The sequence below is a fragment of the Paenibacillus peoriae genome (assembly GCF_022531965.1).
Lineage (GTDB): Bacteria > Bacillota > Bacilli > Paenibacillales > Paenibacillaceae > Paenibacillus > Paenibacillus polymyxa_D.
In genome coordinates this window covers 1,987,574-2,006,300 of the sequence record NZ_CP092831.1, presented here as the reverse complement: position 1 = coordinate 2,006,300, position 18,727 = coordinate 1,987,574, and the positions used below count along the sequence as shown (strand labels likewise).

The following is an 18,727-nucleotide window of genomic DNA, read 5'->3' as shown; positions in this document are numbered from 1 at the left end:
GTGCTCGGAAGCTCCTTTCCATATCCATCATATCTCCAAATCGATCTATAACCGCTAAGATGAAGCATAAGCATATCTATTAATGATTCGCTTTATTGCAACGCCTTCTGTACACGCGTAACCCCTTGACTTAGAGCATGTCCTCCACCTACCGCTGCGGCTACAGCAATGGTCTCCATAATTTCCTGATCACTAGCTCCTTTGGACCGCGCCTCGTCTACGTGATAAAACGTGCATACTTCATTGTTGGCAAATAAGCCAATGCCTAGTGCAATCAGTTGCTTGGTTTTCTCATCTAAGCTGCCGGCTTGAAAGCACTCTCCGGTAAAGCGATGATATGCATGAACTACCTCGGGCAACTGATCTTCCAAATGGCTGATTTGATCCTTATATGCATGTACTTTTTCGTCCATAACCGTCATTGACACAGCACGTCCTCTCTGTTGGATTTTCCTTCATTACTGTGTCCGATTTAGAGTTTCTGTATGCCTAATGAATCACCCAGTTATTTTTATCCAACACCCATTTGGAACCCATTCCTAATCCAGATCTATCGGATTGTGACGTGGCTCGCTGAACGGCTGATATGTATAGCTGCGATCCAATTTGACCACACGTCGATTCTGGCGCCGAATAAGCACCTGTTCATCATCCCATGCCAGTACAATGCCAACAACATCGTTGGTCTCCAATCCATCGCGTACGACACGCACCTTTTCACCGGAGAGTCGATAAGCATCCAATTCTTCGTCCATAATCATCCTTGTCCCCTCCTTATACACTTTTTTTAATAACACAGCGACCATGATTCTATGCATGAAAAAGTTTAAAAAGAGACCTAAATGAATCATTTAGGTCTCTTCTCACTTACTACTTATATGGATTGCCAACAGAGCGACAAATTATCCCGACTGATTTACACTGTGATCATGTTCTTTTGTATCGTTCTTCTCGTACCAGAAGTCCAGCACTTGTGCAGACAACACTCGCTGATCTACATACTCCACTTGGTGAGCAGTAAATTCTTCTTTCCAAGAGAAGGACAATTCTTCGCATAGGTTAACCAACGTCAACAACTCAGACCAGGCCACATAGCGTTTATACCAAAAAAACTGAGGATGTTCAATCATATAGGGATACAAATCGTCAAATTCCGTATGCTTACAATCCAAGGCACGCTCAAAGTGTACTTTAGCCGCTGCCAGTTTTTCCAGAAAAAACTGTTCGGTCAATTGTTCTTTCCCCATGTTGCTGCCTCCTCTCCAAAACCTTAACTATATTATAAGCGAAATTGAAGCTCATGCAAAGGTTATTATTAGAAATCAGGAACAGGAGTTTTGAATTGTTACTATTCAGCAAACTCAATCTTACCGTCCGCTAACGACGAAATTTTGACCAATGACTCTACACGAATACCCTGCTCACGGATGGTTCTCGCTCCGGCCTGAAAGCTTTTTTCCACCGCGACACCGAATCCAACCAACTCAGCTCCGGAGCGTTGAATGATTTTAACCATGCCTCGCGCCGCATCACCATTAGCGATAATATCATCAATGAAAAGAACACGATCATCTTCGTGAATAAATTGACGAGACAGCATAATATCCGTAACAATACCTTTAGTAAACGAAGGTACGCGTTCACACAGCGCGTCTGGATCAGCTAGTAGGGTCTTTTTACGACGAGCGAATACCAACGGGACACCCAATTCCAATGCTGTCGCAAACCCGATAGCAATGCCTGAGGACTCCACGGTCACTATTCTGGTAATCTTCTCTTCTCGGAAACGTGCTGCGAACTCTCGTCCCATTGCCATTGTCAGCTCCGGATCAACCTGGTGATTAAGCAAACCATCCAGCTTCAGCACCTGATCTGATGCAATCACGCCTTCATTTATAATTCGTTCCTTTAATACTTCCATTACATGACCTCCCACGGCATTCCTATGCGGTAAAAGTACCATACTTCACCCGCTGCTTTCAAGCTATAGCTGCTTTCCATCAGGTCATGTGACATTTTTTTTACGCTTATTCCAGAACCATACGGAGATTCCTCCCACAACGATTAAAAGAATAACGATCAGCCCTACCCGATGCGTCACCTTCTCCATTAGCTTCGCCACCTGCTCCCAATGCAAGCCCACCGCATGTCCAATCCCCAAAAATGTTCCGCACCACAGCAAAGCTCCTGCTGATGCATAAGTGATATAGCGAAAAACGCCTAGACGGGTTGTGCCTGCCAGATATGAGGATACATGTCTCAAGCCGGGGACAAAATATCCGAACAGAATTCCCCAGGTCCCATAGCGCCCAAACCAATTTTCAGAAGAGGCAATCCTAGAAGGCGTAAGCCTCACCCATTTTCCGTATCGATGCAAAAGTGGTTTTCCCAGCAGACGCCCTAGTGTGTAGCTAAGCATCATACCCGTCATACTACCGAAAAATGTGACTGCCAGTGCAGCAATGAAGTTGTAGTGCCCTTGAGACACGAGCCCGCCGAAGGCGATCATTAGCACTTCGTCGGGTATCGGCATACCTGCTACTCCAAGTGCAAGCAAGCCGAACATTGCCAAATATCCGTATTCTAGTATCCATGCAAGGATTTGACCCATAAATTACGCTCCCGTCAAGCTATTCATTAAATTCACTTTAATTATTTTCAGTCTCATCCAGTCATGTCCTATTTCAGTTGAACATAGTTTGTATTATATGCTCGCTGCAGCGTTATTCAAGCAGGCAAGGAGGGACTGGGGATGAAACGTAATATTCATGTTTTTCAGATTGCTTTTACATACATCGGCACAATCGTCGGTGCCGGATTTGCTACCGGACAAGAAATTCTGCAATTTTTTACGCAGTACGGTCGTTGGGCTACTCTCACTATTATGCTGTCCACAATCATATTTGTATGGTTGGGTACGAAAATGATGCTGATCGCTCATGATATTTCAGCCAAATCTTACGAGGACCTGAACAAACATCTTTTTGGCGCCAATGCCGGGAAATGGATTAGCTGGTTCACGCTCATCGTGCTGATTGGCGTAAACAGCGTCATGTTGGCAGGAGCCGGCTCTGTTTTTGTAGAGCACCTTCACCTGCATTACCAAACCGGACTGCTTATTACACTGATTGGTACTTATTTGCTGCTAAGTAAAGGCATTAAAGCCATCTTACACATGAACACCGTGGTTGTCCCTCTGATGATCATCATGTCTCTTCTGCTCGTTCACAGCACGCTCTCCATGCCCAATCCGCAGAGTTTTATTACGAATACGACAGATCACAGTACATTTCGAACCTTGCTCTCTCCACTGCTGTACACGTCCTTCAACCTAACTATGGCCCAAGCCGTGCTTGTACCACTTGGCAGCCAAACCTTTTCCCGAAGAACCATCCGCTGGGGCGGAGTTTTGGGCGGAGTTGGTGTCGGGTTTATGCTGATGGCTGCACACTTTGCCATGTCAGCACATATGCCGGGTATTCAGCAATTTGAAATCCCTATGGGAAGCATTGCTTATCGTCTGGGTGCCTTCGTCGAAATCATATACATTCTACTCATTTTCATGGAAATCTTCAGTACCTTTGTAGCCGACATTTACGGAGTCAGTCTGCAAATTCGTCAGCATGTCCAAATTTCGCCCAAGCTCATCACACTATTCATTATGCTCACCTGTTTTTTAATCAGTCAGTTCGGCTTTAGCTCACTGTTATCTGTTCTTTATCCTATTTTCGGGATGCTCAGTCTGATGTGGGTTAGTAAACTGATCATGGCAGGACGCGGGAGACCTTTCCGTTCCTCACGTCCTCACTCCAGCCTTCGGCATTCTGATCCCAAACCAGGTGATACTCGTCATGGTTAGTGTGGAAATTTCAAATACATTTTCTTCAACTCGTTAACCGCTCGACTCAAAGAATAGCTTGATTTAGCCTTATCGCAGGCAGATCTAGCCAACTCATAACGATAGGCAGGATCAGCGATGACCTTTTCTAATGCGTCTGCCAGTGCCTTCGGATGGTCGGGTGGCACGAGCAGACCATTGACCCCATCCTCAATCTGCTCCGGTATTCCTCCCACTTCTGTGCCTACCAATGCCAGACAACTCAACGCTGCTTCCGCAAATACCGAACCAAAGGCCTCCGCTCGAGAAGGCAAAACAAATACATCAAAGAAAGGCATAAACTCTTCTGGATGAAGGGTATATCCATAAAAAATCGTCTCATGGTATATATCAAGCTCTCGCGCCATCTCTTCCAGCTCAGGGCGAACCGGGCCATCTCCAATAATATGAAGCACAAATTCCATATTTCTTTTTTTAAGTTCAGCACAGGCCCGCAATAAAATATCCAATCCTTTCGCCGGAACAAGGCGGCAAACGGTTATGAGCTGTGTCACTTCATTTTCGTGTGGAATGGGCTTGAAGCGCTTCTCATCATATCCATTCGGAATGACTGCAATGTCTTGCGGATTCTGAACGTAAGGAGTTAAATAATGCTGAAAAGAATGAGATACCGCTATCAGGCGATCCGCCTTCTGCTCCATTTCCCCGTACAGTGATACCAAGAATTGGTGTTCAGGCCCGTTCTCCTCTATTTTCCCGTTTAGGATTAACTCCTTCTCATAGGAAGAGTGAATCGTCTGTACAAGCGGGATGTCAGGAAAAACAGTTTTCATAGCAATCCCGGCAATGGGGTGATGAGCATGAATGAGGTCATAGGGCTTCTGAATACGAAGCCGGGTCCACCACAAATAGTCACGGTACGTCTGAATATATTTTTGAACGATTGGATATTGTTCATATCTCGTCCAGTCAAAGGTATCAAAAATTACTTCGTCCCTACCCTTGTTACGAATCCGTTTAGGGATTGAAAATAGCTCCATTTCCCAACGGGGGGATGTAAATCGCTCTTGCAGATATGGAATCATGGATGAAACACCTCCCGGTTGCTCGGGTGGGAAAAAGAGAGCCTGTAGCAATTTCATGACGTGCTTCCCCTTTCAAGCATTAAACTGCCCGGATCACAGATGTATGTATAGGTTTCCGGATTTTCTGAAAGATGATATATTGAGAATAAATGTTAGTCACAAAAGAAAATTATAACATTTTAAATGGGATAAATCCTGTCTATTGTATCGGAACGATATCAACCGTTCAATAGATTGACTATTTTTGCAAATGGAGTCGGTGATGTTGACGTTGTTGTCCTTATCGGGAACCTTGGGTCCCCCATCTCTGGCCGAGGCCGTAAGTGCAGCCTGCGGTTTGTATATTATACTCATGATGGCACTGATGTGCGTGATCATATATAGCAGACAACGAAAAAAAGCCTATATCCTTTTTTCAGTTGCCGCTATTATTATTATGACATATGAAGCCATGAATCTCTATTCAGCAGGCGGAGGCAAGATGCAACTCCAAGGAATCGTGTGGAAAAATGTACTGGAGGCGTCTGCCTTCGTACTCATCAATGCCGCCGTATTTCAACTATACCGGAAGCTGAAACGTGTGCAGACATGGACCTTGCTACTGCTGGGTGCGTTATTGATATTGCCGGTTACTGCCTGGACAGCAGGTTTGTTGCCCGCTTGGATCAGCGCAGCGAAACTGGTTGGGTTCACTCTATTTTATCGAGTACTGGTGCTTATACTGAGCCTTGTGTTTATCACCCCACGAATCGGGCAGCCAAAGAAGTATGTGGCGGGCTTATTCATGTATTCGCTCTGGCTCGGCTATTTATGGCTGCGAAATGACATCCCTGAAGAAGCTGGCAAATCAAACACAGTCTTATATATGTCATTTTTACCATTGTTGTACTACACTACGTTATTCATCATTCTATTTGAACGAATTGTGGAGCTGCTCCAAAGGATTTACCGTTCTTCCATCACCGATGGCCTGACCGGGCTATATAACCGTAAATATTTTTCGGGGCGACTACGGCGATATATGGACCAGGGAATCCGCGTGTCGGTCATTTTTTGCGATATTGACAATTTCAAAAAGTTGAATGATACGCAGGGTCATGCTCGTGCCGATGAAGTACTCAAACAGGTGGCACAGATTATGGAGGATGAACTGGATGAAATCGGACTGACCGGACGATATGGTGGCGAGGAACTGGTCGCAATGGTTGTGGATCGACGGGCCAAGGTTGGACATGTCGCAGAACGTATCCGCGAACGGGTCGCGGAGGAAAGCATTGTCACAATCAGTGTCGGACACAGTACAGTGAAGAAGGAAATGAACCCGGATGAACTGGTCAAACAGGCCGATCAAGCGATGTACATATCCAAAACGACAGGTAAAAACAAGGTTACAGCTTATAAAGCAGCCGAAGTGAAAAAAAGTCGGGCAGCACGCGCACAATAAATTGTAAACTGCGATTCGTTGTTAAAAGTTGAGTTTGAATAATTCTCTGTCTGGTTGTCTATACCACAAAATGACGCACAGGAATCTCATAAGAGCCTGTGCGTCATTTATATTTAATCTGCTCATCAAACTTCTGACGTTGCAGATGCTATATCCCGGCCGATCCATGTCAGCTCTTCACTAGTCAGCTCTCGATAGCTGCCCAGTGGAAGCTGTTCATCCAGCTTCAATGGTCCCATGGCCGTTCTTTTCAAATAGGTCACCTTTTTACCAACCGCCTCGAACATACGCTTCACTTGATGAAATTTACCCTCATGGATGACAAGCGAAATATAGGAAATGACTTCTCCATCTGCCTGGTACGGATGTTCGTGGCGAAGAATAGTCAACTGTGCGGGAAGGGTAACATACCCATCATCCAGTTCCACTCCTGCTGTAAATTGAAGAATATCCTCCTCCGTGACATGACCCGACACGGTAGCTTCATACGTTTTAGGAACATGCCGCCGTGGAGAAAGTAGCTCATGCGCTAGTTTACCGTCGTTGGTCAATAGCAATAATCCTTCTGTATCTTTATCTAAACGTCCTACTGGAAAAGGCTCAAAATGTCGTTCCTCCGCACTCAGCAAATCCAGTACCGTCCGCTCCCTTGTATCTTCAGTTGCAGAGATGACACCTGGTGGCTTGTGCAGCATGATATAAATATACTCCCGAAAAACAACACGTTCCCCGTTCACTTCAATCTGATCCTGGTATGGATGAACCTGTAAGCCGCTATCCTTGGTGGTCTTCCCGTTTACCGTGATTATCCCTTGCTTCACCTGTCGCTTGATATCACTACGGGTGCCATATCCCATATGGGTTAAAACTTTATCCAAACGTTGCGTTTGTCTCCCTTTTCCACTCATACCGATGTCCACCTCCAGCCTGTAGGGTATTCATTTTTGAGCATGCCATCCTGCCATTTGCCCCACCCAGCCGAATAACCATCAATGCACACGAGAGTATGGCCTTTGGGCTGGACTTCGTTCCGCAGTGCCATTCTCTCAACGGGGATGGACAAGGTCTCCCCTTTTAAATACCGGATGGCCTCAGCATCTGAACTGGAGAGATTGATGCTTCTAACCGCCTCTGAAGAGCGTAATGCCACCGCCAGCGGGTGTGAAGGCACAAAGCGACCATTCTTGTCAGTACCCATAAACCAGCCTGGTCGCACCACCTTAAGGCCGTCCAAACGATGTGATGCCAGTGGCGACTGATAAATGCGATCTCCATAAACCACCGTATAGCCTGTAAAAGACACTTCCAGTTGCTCCTTCACAAATTGGTGATAGGATTCCAGCACATCCTGTGGGGAGCGTACAGCGGATTTTACATTTTCTTTGCCAGATCGGGACTTAATGCCACCCAAGCCGCGCGCGGACCTTCCTTTACCGGACTTCCCGTCCATTCCTTTTCCACTTCGTTTAGGCTCACCAGTTCCATGTCTTCCTTGACGGCTTGGTGTCTGCGCTTCCCTGACGGATAAAAACGGCTTCTTCCGTGGATACGCTGCATCTATATTCAATGCCCTATCATCCTTGTCCTCAAATGGAGTCAAATCCTCCGATTCAGTGTGATCTTCTATCGCAGCGGCATGCCCCCCCTGATGCTGCAATACAGCGATATAATGGCCTTCTCCCTCTACGAGATGCGGCCAAAGGCGTGCTGTTCCCCGCAGCTCGGGGTATGCTGACGCGACCTCTTCACTCATCCATTCCGGGTGGCCTGGTGCAAAGCCTGCTTCTGACGAAACAGGGACTACGTCAAAATCGGGGTGAGCCTCCAGAAATTCTGCGATCATTCCTTCATTTTCTTCTGGCGCAAAGGTGCAGGTCGAATAGACAATTCTCCCTCCTGCGCTCAGCATTGAGGCCGCTACACGCAAAATGTCCCGTTGCATGACTATACATTTATCTACCGAATGCGTTTCCCATTGTTTTGCCATGTCCTCATCCTTGCGGAACATACCTTCTCCCGAGCAAGGTGCATCAATTAGTATCTTGTCAAAAAAATGTGGAAAGGCATCGGCGATTCGATCCGGGCTTTCATTCAGTACCACGGCATTACGCACACCGTACAATTCCACATTTTTAGCCAACGCTTTGGTTCGGTCCGCGCTAATATCATTTGTCACCAATACGCCGCTTCCTTGTAATTTGGCAGCTATTTGGGTTGATTTCCCGCCCGGTGCAGCACATAAGTCCAATACAGCTTCGTCCTGAGCTACATTGAGCAGCTCAACCGGAGACATTGCACTCGGTTCCTGTACATAGTACAGCCCCGCATGGTAGTAAGGGTGTAATCCCGGCTTTGTACCGTGCGGAATATAAAAACCCGTGGCACACCACGGAATCGGCCGCAGTTCGAACGGAGAACGTTTCTTAAAGTCCTCTACCGGAATTTTTAATGTATTGACGCGAATCCCGGCATGGGGCGTGTGGTCATAGGCAGTCATAAATGCTTCAAATTCTTCGCCGAGCAATTGCTCCATGCGCTTTACAAATGCTGTGGGGAGCTGTACACCCATAATCGTAATCATCCTGTCCTTTTAAAATAAATTTTATTGTACCATATTCAACCTGTTATCCCGCAATATCCGTGTGATTTACAAACTTTCACTACAAGATGTAATGTTGTATAATAATAAGATTCATAGCTGCATATTTTGAATTTTGATAGGAGAGATTGCATTGAACGCACAAAATTCCAACAAAAAAAAGCTTATACCCGTCATCGGCTTTTTTGTTGTGCTGGTCATTTTGATTGGTGTGCTGCTCGCTTTAAATTCAGGCACTAAAAACAAGCTGTATGGCGTTTCCACAGCCTCGTTAAATCCTGCTACTCAAGAGCTGCTGAATGACCCGAACTATCAGCAAATTATTAAGCCGGAAGATTTACAGAGCAAAATTGACAAAAAGGAAAACTTTTTCGTCTATCATTTCGCCTCCGACTGTGTGCATTGCCGCGCCACTACTCCCAAGCTCTTGCCTTTGAGCAAGCAGGAGAACATCACGATGCACGAATTTAACCTGCGTGAGTATGAGGATGGCTGGGACAAGTATAAGATTGAGTATACCCCTACGCTCATTTATTACGAAAAAGGCGTGGAAAAGGAACGTATGGTAGGCGGGTTGAAGGAAAATCCTTCGGACAATGGATACACACTCGACGATTTCAAAGCCTTCTTTGAGAAATATAAAAAGAACGTAACCTCCTAAGCAAACCTTCACAGACCTGAAAACGATAAAGCAGCCCGATCCTCATGAAACGGATCGGGCTGCTTGCTTATCATGCGCTTCAAACTCAAGGTGCATCCTTCGTTTCCGCTGAGACAGAACCTGAGCCGCCAGCGGCCTGTCTTCGCCTAATAGAAGCTTCCAGCGCCTGCTGACGCTGCTCATGCTTTTCCCCACGCCGAGGACCTCTTTGCTGCGGAATGTTGACCGGAATAGACGACGATGCCTTCTCCACGGCCCGGCGCAACCCGGGCTCGACGATTTCAATCGTCATATCCCGATAAACCGGCGGTTCTTGCTGAAGCTCTTCCGTGCCGGTCATAACAGCTTCAGCAAGCTGACGAGCGCAAATGCGCGCCTCTTCCACCAGCTTCACCATATTAATGCCCAGCGCCTGCGAAGGAGCATGCTCCAACCGGTGGACCGCACTATCCAGCATCATATGTCCACCACGATAGTTACCATTCCGAAAATGATACAGCCCTACAGCAACTTGCAGCAAACCTTTATATACAGGGTCACGGTCCAGCTTAAGCCACAGCTCTTCCAGTACCTCATGACATTCAAAGTAATCCCGATCACGATTGAAGTATACCAAATAAGTCACGTATAGCGGTTCGTAGGAAAGGTGTGCCATTTAATACTCATCCCTGTCTTCTTCCTTGGTAGAGGCTTCTAGCATCTCCTTGACCTCATCGTGAAGCAGCTTGATTCCTTCCATGTCGTGCCGTTCCCACAGTTCATTGAATCTGCGCTGCGCATCAATCGTTTCACTGATCTTATGGTAGAAATACAGCCGATGCATGCCTGTTAGCACTTTGGAAACGATATTGGCTTCATCCTCGAATTTTTTCTGCGCTTCCAATATTTCAAGACGCATGGAAGACATCTCATTATCCAATACAAAGGCTGCCTCAGCTGCCTTTTTCAACCGTGTACGCATATTATCAGGCAAGCTTTCACGATACTTATAGCTAAGAGAATGCTCTATGGTTGCCCAAAAATTCATAGCCAAAGTACGGATTTGAATTTCTGCCAGCACGATTTTCAGCCCGACTGCTGTCTGAACCGGATACTCCACAATCATATGAAAGCTGCGATAGCCACTGTCTTTATAATTGGTGATATAGTCCTTTTCATACAGTACGGTCAAATCCTTACGTCTTCTGATATATTCGGCCACCCGCCGAATATCCTCTACAAATTGACACATAATGCGAATACCTGCAATATCCTCGATTCCCGTCTCCAGCTGATCAGAAGGAACCTGTAATCTCTTCGCCTTATCGAGGATGCTTGATATTTTTTTAACCCGTCCGGTTACGAATTCGATAGGAGCGTATTCCTCGCGCTTTTTCAGCTCCGCACGCATTGTTTTGAACTTGACCTTAAGCTCTTCCACCGCCTGATCATATGGCAGTAAAAATGTTCCCCAGTCTCTTCCGTCCATCCCCGTACCTCCTGTCTCTTCCGACAACACTTTTTTATCTGTGATCTGCACCAACTGCCTCGGTAATGTGTCTAAAGCCGTCCTTTCGAAGCAGCTCACGCAGGCCAGCATGTATAGCTCTATTTACTTCCGGCCCTTCGTAGATCAATGCTGTATAAATTTCAATCAGACTTGCGCCTGCTTTAATTTTGTCATAGGCATCACGGCTCGTGAATATACCGCCTGATCCGATAATAGGAAGCTTACCTTCCGTCTGGCGATACACCCGTCCGATGACCTCTGTGGAACGGTCACGCAGCGGCTTACCACTCAGCCCTCCTGTTTCACTCGCATTTCGGTGCGTTAAACCAGCTCTGGATATCGTTGTATTGGTCGCAATAATGCCGTCTACTCCACTGGCAGCAATCGCATCTGTCATATATTCCAATTCCTCATCCGATACATCTGGCGCAATTTTAACCAGTACAGACTTGGCATTGCCATACTTTTTCGCCTGGACTCCCATCTCTGCCCGAACCGCTTCCAATAACGACTTCAGTTCATCACCATGCTGGAGCTTTCGTAAATCCGGCGTATTCGGCGAGCTAATATTCACTACAAAGAAGTCCGCATACGGATACAGTGCGGAAATACACTTTTCATAGTCCTTATGAGCATCCTCATTGGGCGTGATTTTATTTTTGCCGATATTAACTGCGACCGGAACAGGTCGATGTTTGAGTGCAGCCAGACGCTTGGCCATGCTCTCAGCACCCAGATTGTTAAAGCCCATCCGATTGACTAATGCCTCATCGGGAGGCAGTCGGAACAAACGTGGCCGATCGTTACCGGGCTGTCCCACAGGTGTCACCGTTCCTACTTCCATAAATCCAAACCCGATGGAAGAAAAACCAGTAACCGCTTCTGCATTTTTATCCAGTCCTGCAGCCAGTCCAATCGGGTTGGGAAAATGAATGCCAAACAGATCAACGGCAAGATCCTCCGTCTCCTTGACTCCGTACATTCCTCGCAGTGTCGCTGCTCCACCAGGAAGTGAGCCCGCATGTTTTAAACCGTCAATGACTACATGATGGGCCGTCTCTGGACTCATTTTAAAAAAAACAGGTTTCGCAATCCTTCGATACAACACGATTCATCCACTCCGTTCTATGCCCTTGCACAATCCTAAAAAACATCTCTACAAAATAGTTTAGCTTTTTCCATACCAAAAAGAAAGTAATTTGCGAGGTGCAACATCAGAACAATTCAGTTGTCATGGAGATGTCATTGAAAATGTATAATCAAACCATTTACAATGGACATAGTAAGACAAGACCTTAGCTCGTTAGAAAAGAGGGATTGCTGATATGAAGACCAAGCGCAAGCCGCCCAGTCTGCAAAAGAAAAAGGATGAGGTGAACAAGAAAGCGATTGTATGGACCGCCGTCAGCTTTGTTCTCCTCATCATTGTAATTATTCTGGTCATTGTTTTAGCACAAGCAGGAAATCGTTAAACACCAAGTAGCAATAGCATCAAAATTTTAATTTAGCCAGTGATAGGTTTTGCGGGGATTCGTCTGGTCATGCTGCGGCTCACTTGTAAATCGAGAACCAGGCACAAGCACTTGATCAGGCAATCCGCCGTTACCAATGACTACCTCCGTACCCGAAGGTACGAGTGCAAACAATTCCTCCACATCCTCTTTACCCATTCGGACGCAACCCAAAGACTCATTTTTGCCAATGCTGTCCGGCTCGTTCGTGCCATGAATGGCATAATTCGTTGCAGACAGTTGCATTCCACGGCTGCCAAACTCACCGTTGGATTTGCCGTTCGGATTTACTACTTTATCGGTAATCACAAATTTCCCTTCTGGTGTTCTTTCTCCACCCAAACCGATAGGATAATTTCGAATAAGTACATTGCCACTCACCAGGGCAAGCCTATGCTTGGATTTGTCCACCACAATTCGCAGCGGTTGCCCCAGAAAAGGCCTTCCGTGCAATGACGATGCCAGTAATGGACTGCTTTCGGCCGACAAGTCTGCGTCTAAATCTACTGCCTTCCCTGTTCCCTTTCCTGGTGAAGCAAGTAAATTACGCATAGGTGTAAAAGCCTTCTTCATCCCGTCTGTCGTACCATACATCGTGTTAGCGGGAAAGTCTCGAGTCAGTTCATCAAGACTCTGGGGAAGACGTTGATGCTGTGAGCGAAAAGCACGCATGGAGCTATTCAGCACAGCTAATTCCTCCTGTCCAGCAGCCCATTTTAGACCTGCTTTGCGAAGATTTTCACTGTCTGACGGCTTACAAGCACACGCAGCTGCGTCGTAAGACTGAACAGCTAATCCGCCGTTTCCTTTGTTCTGTACACTAAGTAATGGTTTCATGCCCTCTCTCCAGAGCAGCCACGAGCCCCCTTGCTCCATGCCCAACACCGTAGTCTTGGATGGCAGTCGGCTAGTCTTAGCCAACATATCAGTAAGCCCCGTTCCAGCTTCACTCCCTTTTCGAGCTTGAGCCGTAAACACACCACCAACCACACCGATCTGGGCCATCTCCTTCGGATCAGCAGTGGCCACTTTCGTAACTTCAATATTATCAATTGCTGCCTGCTCAGTTCCGGATGGATCAATTGTATTCTCATTTGAAGGTCTCGGTGAATTAGCTGAAGGAACCCATATGAGCAGTAGTACCATTAACGCAGTTAACAGGTGACGTGTTCGAGCCGTTCTTCGCTCCTTCTCCTTGGACATCTGAACCAGTTTATCCTGATATTCCATCCATACGTCTGCCGGAATCTGTTTATGCTCGAAGGCTTCGAACACTTCTCCTGCGCGATTAAAGCAATAATTTGCTTTGCCCTCCTGACCGCTGCTCTCATACTCTTTGCCGAGTAAATACCAGGCCATTTTGTTATCAGGGTGTTTTTTCACATACGATTTAAGATGAGGCGAATGGTTCATCGGATCCTCCTGATCGTGTAATCTTGCATACTTCCTATTATGTATATCGGTAAAAATAGACTTGATGGACAGCACATAAGAAAAACGTCTATCGACGTACTTTCACAGAAGCCAGACCGCGCTTGGCAGAAGTTTTTCTTGCGGTTATAGAATGGTTCAGCCTCCGCTGAACCATTCTATAACCTAAAAAAACAGCACCAACAGCTTACTTTCACCGTTATACGGCGAAGGGAACTGTCGGTGCTGTGCCTATCAAAGAAGCCTACGCTTAACCTTCTTTATTGAACGGCTCGTCTGCTACTTTAATGGAATCCGTAGGGCAACCGTCACAAGCATCCTGCATATCATCAAACAGGTCTTCTGAGATCGCCTTGATGCCTTGGTTGGCATCCCCTTCAAAGATCACTTCAGCCAAACCTTCATCATCATAATCATAAATGTCTGGTGCTGTAGCGCCACAGGCTCCGCATGCAATGCATGTATCTTTTTCTACCCAAGTGTATTTAGCCATAACTTTTCTCTTCCTCCTATACAATCAAACAAACCAGCTTTTGCATTCTATTCACATATTAATACAAACCCAATATTATTACAAATTATTTTCCTTTATCCTTCATGCAAAAAATGCTTATAACGTAAGCTTCTGCTTGCACTAATCTATCCAAAAGTTCACTCCGGAGTTGGTAGATTGTCTTTTTGCAGCGAAGTTCCGCGCAACTTGGAGTTGCGAAGAAGTACCGAAGGATCATCTCCCAGCATCCCAGCGGTCAAAATTGCATTTTCACCAAACTTGTCGCGAAGTGCATCCATCGTCTTCAATAAGCTTTCTTTCTTGGGCTGATCCTGGTATTCAAATAGATCCATTTGAACGGCCGCTTCCTCCTTTGGAATAAGCTGCTGTAGCGTAATCCCCAGCAAGCGCACAGGCTTATCTTCTCCCCAATGGCGACGATATAACGCACAAGCTTCCTTATATATGTCCTCTGCACTTTCCGTAGGAGTGCTCCTGACTTGAGAACGCGTAAAGGTCTTCATATCCGGCGTCCGAATCGTCAATTGTATACCTCCTGCCAGCATACCGTGTCGTCGAAGCCGCCGGGCTACCTGATCACTAATGTTAAGAAGTACCCGTTGGGCTTCTTCCAGTTTGACCACATCCATAGGTAAGGTGGTCGTGTGGCCGATAGACTTGTTTGGCTCCCGCTCAGTGCTGACTGGAGAATGATTAATCCCGTTAGCAGCCAATTTTAACCACGAACCCGTCACACCAAATACCCCAACCAGCATATGTTCATCAGCCTTAGCCAGTTGCCCAATGGTGCGAATGTTCATTTGTAGAAGCTTATCTGCCGTTTTGCGGCCCACACCAAACAATTGACCACAAGGTAGGTTCCACAAAATGTTGGGTACATCACGCAAACGTAGAACAGAAATCCCGCGCGGTTTTTTCAGATCAGAGGCCATTTTGGCCAGCAACTTGTTGGGAGCAACTCCAATGGAACAGGGCAGGCCTAGTTCGTCTTCTACTCTGCGCTGGATTTCCTCAGCAATTTCCATAGGTGTTCCAAACTGTTTGGATCCAGAAATATCCAGATAACACTCATCAATTGAAGTTGCTTCCAGCATAGGCGTATACGAATATGCAATGCTCATAAACGCTTTGGAATAACGACGATACAAGTGAAAATCAGGCTGTATTACGATGAGCTGTGGACAGATCCGACGAGCCTGCTGAACGACCATTCCTGTTGAAATGCCCAATCGTCGGGCTTCATAAGAGCAGGTTACAATTACACCTTTGCGCAGCTCACTACTGCCTGCCACCGCGGTAGGTAGTCCCTCATATTTCTCCGGCTCCTCCGCGGCATGAACGGAACAATAAAATGCGTTCATATCCACATGCAGAATAACTCGCCCGCCAACCGGATAATAAGCACTGACATCTTTCATGCTCAACCCTTCTTTTAACTGTAAATTCACCCGTCATCGCGGGAATATGTGTTTTGATTTTACACTTGAGATACCCTTAAGTACCATTTCTATTTTACATAAAAAATAAAGGTTTTGCGGCTAAAAATGATAATTATATATTACAATTGAAGTCATAAGTTGATATAATCGACTAACATACGAACACGACAAACTAACGCTTTCCTGTTTTTAAGCGTTAAACAACTAAATTAATGTGCTTAAAAAAGCAGAATATCACCAATCTGAGCAATCCGCAAAGGAGGAGTCCCTCATGTCCACCGCTATTTCTATCTTTGACACAACGCTGCGAGACGGCACTCAAGGAGAAGGAATTAGCTTGTCTGCTGATGACAAATTGAAAATCGCCAAAAAACTCGATGATCTCGGTGTTCATTATATTGAAGGCGGGATTCCCGGAAGCAACAGCAAGGATATCGAATTTTTCAAACGGGTACAAGAACTGGGCCTTCGGGCAAAGATTGTAGCCTTCGGCAGCACGCGCCGCAAAGATAGCATCGCAGCACAGGATGTCAATCTGCAACGAATTCTGGAATCCGGCGCTCAGGCTGCTACACTTGTGGGTAAATCATGGGATTTTCATGTACACACTGCCTTACAGACGACACTGGAGGAAAATCTGTCTATGATTTACGACTCCATCGCCTTTTTAAAGCAAGGGGGCATGGAGGTTATTTTTGATGCCGAGCATTTTTTTGACGGATATAAAAACAATCCGGAGTATGCAATGGCCGTTATGAAAAAAGCTGAAGAAGCAGGCGCGGATTGGCTCGTGATGTGCGATACAAACGGCGGTACCCTGCCGCATGAGATTCAGGACATTGTCACTATGCTGCAAAGCCAGATAACGAGGTCACAGTTGGGTATTCATACACACAATGACTGCGAGTTGGCAGTAGCGAACTCTCTAAGTGCTGTACAAGCAGGCGCAAGGCAGGTTCAGGGTACTATTAACGGGTACGGTGAACGGTGTGGTAACGCTAACCTGTGCTCCGTCATTCCTAATTTGCAGCTCAAGCTGGGTTACGACTGTCTAGATACCGAGAAGTTAAGTCAACTCCACAATACAGCCCGCTTTGTGAGTGAAGTCGCCAACGTCAATATGCCTGTGAACCAGCCTTATGTTGGCAATGCAGCTTTTGCCCATAAGGGGGGCATTCATGTGTCAGCCATTCTGCGCGACTCGCGAACTTATGAGCACATCGCTCCTGAACTTGTGGGGAACAAGCAGCGGGTCTTGGTCTCCGAACTGGCCGGGCAAAGCAACGTGGTATCCAAAGCGCAAGAGCTGGGCATCACCCTTGACCCATCCAGTGATGAGGCACGTGGCGTAATTAGCCGCATCAAGGAACTGGAGCATCAGGGATACCAGTTTGAAGGCGCGGACGCTTCGCTGGAACTGCTCATTCGTGAAGCAGGTGGTGAAGTGAAGGAAATGTTCTCTTTTGAATCCTTCAAAGTGCTGGTAGAGAAAACAGCCGGCCGCCCGGTCGTATCCGAGGCATTCTTGAAACTGAATGTCGCAGGGACGAGTGTCTATACTGCAGCTGAAGGCAACGGTCCTGTCAACGCGCTCGATAACGCACTCCGCAAGGCTCTTTCTCAATATTTCCCTGCTTTGCGGGACATGCATTTGGCCGACTACAAGGTACGTGTGCTTGACGAAAAGGATGCCACCGCCGCCAAGGTACGTGTGCTCATTGAGTCTAAAAATTACGAGGACGTCTGGAGTAACGTAGGCGTATCCGAAAATGTAATTGAAGCCAGCTGGGAAGCTCTCTTGGACAGCTTCCGTTACGCATTGTTGGAAGCACCAACTCCAACAAACGATCAGTCAGAGCTTACTCATCATGGATTAGTTAATCATTAATCAGTTGCTCGCATGAGCTTATAAGGTGCCTTTGGCGGTCTACTCGGCTCCCAAAGACACCTTCTTTTTTTGAAGAGTTTCTATTTTGCGTTCCAACTCCTGCTCACTGAGCATGCCGATGATGATTTCGCTGACCTGTCCATGAGGATCAACCATTACATGAGTTGGAAAAGCCACCCCTCCAACTCGTTCAAACAATGCTCCTTGCTCATCAAGTAAAATGGGAAACTGGAGATCCAAAGAGCGGGAAAACTTCTGTACATCCTCCAGTCGATCATAACGAGTTACATTGATACCATACACATCTACATCATCTTTGTACTTACTATACAACTCATTCAGCATAGGCGCTTCTAATCGGCACGGATCGCACCATGAAGCCCAAAAGCTAATAACCAAAGCCTTATTGCGCGGGGCCCCTACATCGTAGGTCTTGCCGTTTAACCCCTTTAAAATCATAGAAGGAAGCCGTTGACCAGGCTTTAGCTTTTTCAATACCTCTACCGCATGTGTTTCAGCCTCTACCTCTTTCTTAGCTTCAAGTTTTTCTCTACCATTCCCCTCTTTTAAGGGTGCATTTTTCATGGACAGGGTTGCTGCATAAGTTGTGTTTGCAATAACTCCCCATGAAGCCCCAACCACAACCAGTATAACCATCGCTCTGATGAAAAGAATTTTTTTCACAGTCTTATCACCTGTCTTTCGTCTAAATGACCCTTACCTTCTCCATAGGATGCCCATACTGTCCCCACCTCTAACCTTCTAAATCTGAATAGGACGCAAAAAAACAGCAAACCCACGAAATCGCGAACTTGCTGTTTTGATGTG

The 18,727-nt window shown here is 46.3% G+C and carries 20 protein-coding genes; 5 read left to right on the top strand and 15 right to left on the bottom strand.

Features of this window, described 5'->3' with window-relative positions; genetic code table 11:
- Positions 1–92 precede the first annotated feature (92 nt).
- The 5 genes from MLD56_RS09145 to MLD56_RS09125 all read right to left on the bottom strand — a co-directional run bounded on the left by MLD56_RS09145 (position 93) and on the right by MLD56_RS09125 (position 2,611).
- The gene (locus MLD56_RS09145) at positions 93–422 is read right to left on the bottom strand and encodes a carboxymuconolactone decarboxylase family protein (RefSeq protein ID WP_013309744.1); all 330 of its coding nucleotides are present in this window, start codon (positions 420–422) and stop codon (positions 93–95) included.
- Between the two features lie 117 nt (positions 423–539).
- Entirely contained in the window at positions 540–761 is a 222-nt protein-coding gene (locus tag MLD56_RS09140; RefSeq protein WP_029516731.1) for a hypothetical protein, read from the bottom strand.
- Between the two features lie 141 nt (positions 762–902).
- On the bottom strand, positions 903–1,247 hold the full coding sequence (locus tag MLD56_RS09135) for a hypothetical protein (RefSeq protein WP_007429850.1): 345 nt from the start codon (positions 1,245–1,247) through the stop codon (positions 903–905).
- 101 nt (positions 1,248–1,348) lie between these two features.
- The gene (locus MLD56_RS09130; protein ID WP_029516730.1) at positions 1,349–1,921 is read right to left on the bottom strand and encodes a xanthine phosphoribosyltransferase; all 573 of its coding nucleotides are present in this window, start codon (positions 1,919–1,921) and stop codon (positions 1,349–1,351) included.
- An 84-nt stretch (positions 1,922–2,005) separates the two neighbouring features.
- Entirely contained in the window at positions 2,006–2,611 is a 606-nt protein-coding gene (locus tag MLD56_RS09125; protein WP_029516729.1) for a DedA family protein, read from the bottom strand.
- 141 nt (positions 2,612–2,752) lie between these two features.
- Between MLD56_RS09125 and MLD56_RS09120 the strand changes: the two genes are divergently transcribed.
- Positions 2,753–3,859: a YkvI family membrane protein gene (locus MLD56_RS09120; protein WP_029516728.1), complete on the top strand. Its 1,107-nt coding sequence runs from the start codon at positions 2,753–2,755 to the stop codon at positions 3,857–3,859.
- On the opposite strand, the gene MLD56_RS09115 is transcribed toward MLD56_RS09120, so the two are convergent.
- A complete protein-coding gene (locus MLD56_RS09115; protein WP_029516727.1) occupies positions 3,856–4,980 on the bottom strand; it encodes a glycosyltransferase family 4 protein in 1,125 nt (374 codons plus the stop codon). The two genes, MLD56_RS09120 and MLD56_RS09115, sit on opposite strands and share 4 nt — an antisense overlap.
- Before the next feature lie 205 nt (positions 4,981–5,185).
- Between MLD56_RS09115 and MLD56_RS09110 the strand changes: the two genes are divergently transcribed.
- Complete coding sequence (locus MLD56_RS09110) at positions 5,186–6,367, top strand: GGDEF domain-containing protein (protein ID WP_029516726.1); 1,182 nt, start codon at positions 5,186–5,188, stop codon at positions 6,365–6,367.
- 125 nt (positions 6,368–6,492) lie between these two features.
- On the opposite strand, the gene MLD56_RS09105 is transcribed toward MLD56_RS09110, so the two are convergent.
- Together MLD56_RS09105 and MLD56_RS09100 are read right to left on the bottom strand one after the other, a co-directional pair.
- Positions 6,493–7,275 carry a pseudouridine synthase gene (locus MLD56_RS09105; protein WP_029516725.1) on the bottom strand — a complete coding sequence of 261 codons (783 nt, stop codon included), beginning with the start codon at positions 7,273–7,275 and terminating at the stop codon, positions 6,493–6,495.
- Positions 7,272–8,936, bottom strand: coding sequence for an RsmB/NOP family class I SAM-dependent RNA methyltransferase (locus MLD56_RS09100; protein ID WP_029516724.1), 1,665 nt, complete (start codon positions 8,934–8,936; stop codon positions 7,272–7,274). Before MLD56_RS09100 ends, MLD56_RS09105 begins: the two co-directional genes overlap by 4 nt.
- Before the next feature lie 163 nt (positions 8,937–9,099).
- Here MLD56_RS09100 and MLD56_RS09095 point away from each other — a divergent pair, with 163 nt between their 5' ends.
- Positions 9,100–9,627: a thioredoxin family protein gene (locus MLD56_RS09095; protein ID WP_029516723.1), complete on the top strand. Its 528-nt coding sequence runs from the start codon at positions 9,100–9,102 to the stop codon at positions 9,625–9,627.
- Positions 9,628–9,712: 85 nt separating this feature from the next.
- Here the strand turns inward: MLD56_RS09095 and MLD56_RS09090 are convergent, their stop codons facing one another.
- From MLD56_RS09090 to MLD56_RS09080, 3 genes are read right to left on the bottom strand one after another with little or no spacing between them, the layout of a single operon-like run.
- Positions 9,713–10,282 (bottom strand): DUF309 domain-containing protein, encoded by a 570-nt coding sequence (locus tag MLD56_RS09090; RefSeq protein WP_029516722.1) that lies wholly within the window; start codon positions 10,280–10,282, stop codon positions 9,713–9,715.
- Positions 10,283–11,095, bottom strand: coding sequence for a GTP diphosphokinase (locus MLD56_RS09085; protein ID WP_023988035.1), 813 nt, complete (start codon positions 11,093–11,095; stop codon positions 10,283–10,285).
- 34 nt (positions 11,096–11,129) lie between these two features.
- Complete coding sequence (locus tag MLD56_RS09080; protein ID WP_029516721.1) at positions 11,130–12,224, bottom strand: quinone-dependent dihydroorotate dehydrogenase; 1,095 nt, start codon at positions 12,222–12,224, stop codon at positions 11,130–11,132.
- A gap of 217 nt (positions 12,225–12,441) precedes the next feature.
- Here MLD56_RS09080 and MLD56_RS09075 point away from each other — a divergent pair, with 217 nt between their 5' ends.
- The gene (locus MLD56_RS09075) at positions 12,442–12,588 is read left to right on the top strand and encodes a hypothetical protein (RefSeq protein WP_023988033.1); all 147 of its coding nucleotides are present in this window, start codon (positions 12,442–12,444) and stop codon (positions 12,586–12,588) included.
- A gap of 27 nt (positions 12,589–12,615) precedes the next feature.
- Here MLD56_RS09075 and MLD56_RS09070 read toward each other — a convergent pair whose 3' ends face one another.
- From MLD56_RS09070 to MLD56_RS09060, 3 genes are all read right to left on the bottom strand, one after another.
- Complete coding sequence (locus MLD56_RS09070) at positions 12,616–14,040, bottom strand: L,D-transpeptidase (protein WP_029516720.1); 1,425 nt, start codon at positions 14,038–14,040, stop codon at positions 12,616–12,618.
- Between the two features lie 268 nt (positions 14,041–14,308).
- Positions 14,309–14,551, bottom strand: coding sequence for a ferredoxin (locus MLD56_RS09065; RefSeq protein ID WP_013309730.1), 243 nt, complete (start codon positions 14,549–14,551; stop codon positions 14,309–14,311).
- 158 nt (positions 14,552–14,709) lie between these two features.
- A complete protein-coding gene (locus tag MLD56_RS09060) occupies positions 14,710–15,990 on the bottom strand; it encodes a DNA polymerase IV (RefSeq protein ID WP_029516719.1) in 1,281 nt (426 codons plus the stop codon).
- A 292-nt stretch (positions 15,991–16,282) separates the two neighbouring features.
- Between MLD56_RS09060 and cimA the strand changes: the two genes are divergently transcribed.
- Positions 16,283–17,899: a citramalate synthase gene (cimA, locus tag MLD56_RS09055; protein ID WP_029516718.1), complete on the top strand. Its 1,617-nt coding sequence runs from the start codon at positions 16,283–16,285 to the stop codon at positions 17,897–17,899.
- A gap of 39 nt (positions 17,900–17,938) precedes the next feature.
- On the opposite strand, the gene MLD56_RS09050 is transcribed toward cimA, so the two are convergent.
- Positions 17,939–18,583 (bottom strand): TlpA family protein disulfide reductase, encoded by a 645-nt coding sequence (locus MLD56_RS09050; RefSeq protein ID WP_029516717.1) that lies wholly within the window; start codon positions 18,581–18,583, stop codon positions 17,939–17,941.
- Positions 18,584–18,727: the final 144 nt, after the last annotated feature.

Coding starts and splice junctions, on each gene's coding strand:
- MLD56_RS09145 (WP_013309744.1), bottom strand. CDS start 422: ATGACGGTTATGGACGAAAAAGTACATGCATATAAGGATCAAATCAGC.
- MLD56_RS09140 (WP_029516731.1), bottom strand. CDS start 761: ATGATTATGGACGAAGAATTGGATGCTTATCGACTCTCCGGTGAAAAG.
- MLD56_RS09135 (WP_007429850.1), bottom strand. CDS start 1,247: ATGGGGAAAGAACAATTGACCGAACAGTTTTTTCTGGAAAAACTGGCA.
- MLD56_RS09130 (WP_029516730.1), bottom strand. CDS start 1,921: ATGGAAGTATTAAAGGAACGAATTATAAATGAAGGCGTGATTGCATCA.
- MLD56_RS09125 (WP_029516729.1), bottom strand. CDS start 2,611: ATGGGTCAAATCCTTGCATGGATACTAGAATACGGATATTTGGCAATG.
- MLD56_RS09120 (WP_029516728.1), top strand. CDS start 2,753: ATGAAACGTAATATTCATGTTTTTCAGATTGCTTTTACATACATCGGC.
- MLD56_RS09115 (WP_029516727.1), bottom strand. CDS start 4,980: ATGAAATTGCTACAGGCTCTCTTTTTCCCACCCGAGCAACCGGGAGGT.
- MLD56_RS09110 (WP_029516726.1), top strand. CDS start 5,186: ATGTTGACGTTGTTGTCCTTATCGGGAACCTTGGGTCCCCCATCTCTG.
- MLD56_RS09105 (WP_029516725.1), bottom strand. CDS start 7,275: ATGAGTGGAAAAGGGAGACAAACGCAACGTTTGGATAAAGTTTTAACC.
- MLD56_RS09100 (WP_029516724.1), bottom strand. CDS start 8,936: ATGGGTGTACAGCTCCCCACAGCATTTGTAAAGCGCATGGAGCAATTG.
- MLD56_RS09090 (WP_029516722.1), bottom strand. CDS start 10,282: ATGGCACACCTTTCCTACGAACCGCTATACGTGACTTATTTGGTATAC.
- MLD56_RS09085 (WP_023988035.1), bottom strand. CDS start 11,095: ATGGACGGAAGAGACTGGGGAACATTTTTACTGCCATATGATCAGGCG.
- MLD56_RS09075 (WP_023988033.1), top strand. CDS start 12,442: ATGAAGACCAAGCGCAAGCCGCCCAGTCTGCAAAAGAAAAAGGATGAG.
- MLD56_RS09070 (WP_029516720.1), bottom strand. CDS start 14,040: ATGAACCATTCGCCTCATCTTAAATCGTATGTGAAAAAACACCCTGAT.
- MLD56_RS09065 (WP_013309730.1), bottom strand. CDS start 14,551: ATGGCTAAATACACTTGGGTAGAAAAAGATACATGCATTGCATGCGGA.
- MLD56_RS09060 (WP_029516719.1), bottom strand. CDS start 15,990: ATGAAAGATGTCAGTGCTTATTATCCGGTTGGCGGGCGAGTTATTCTG.
- cimA (WP_029516718.1), top strand. CDS start 16,283: ATGTCCACCGCTATTTCTATCTTTGACACAACGCTGCGAGACGGCACT.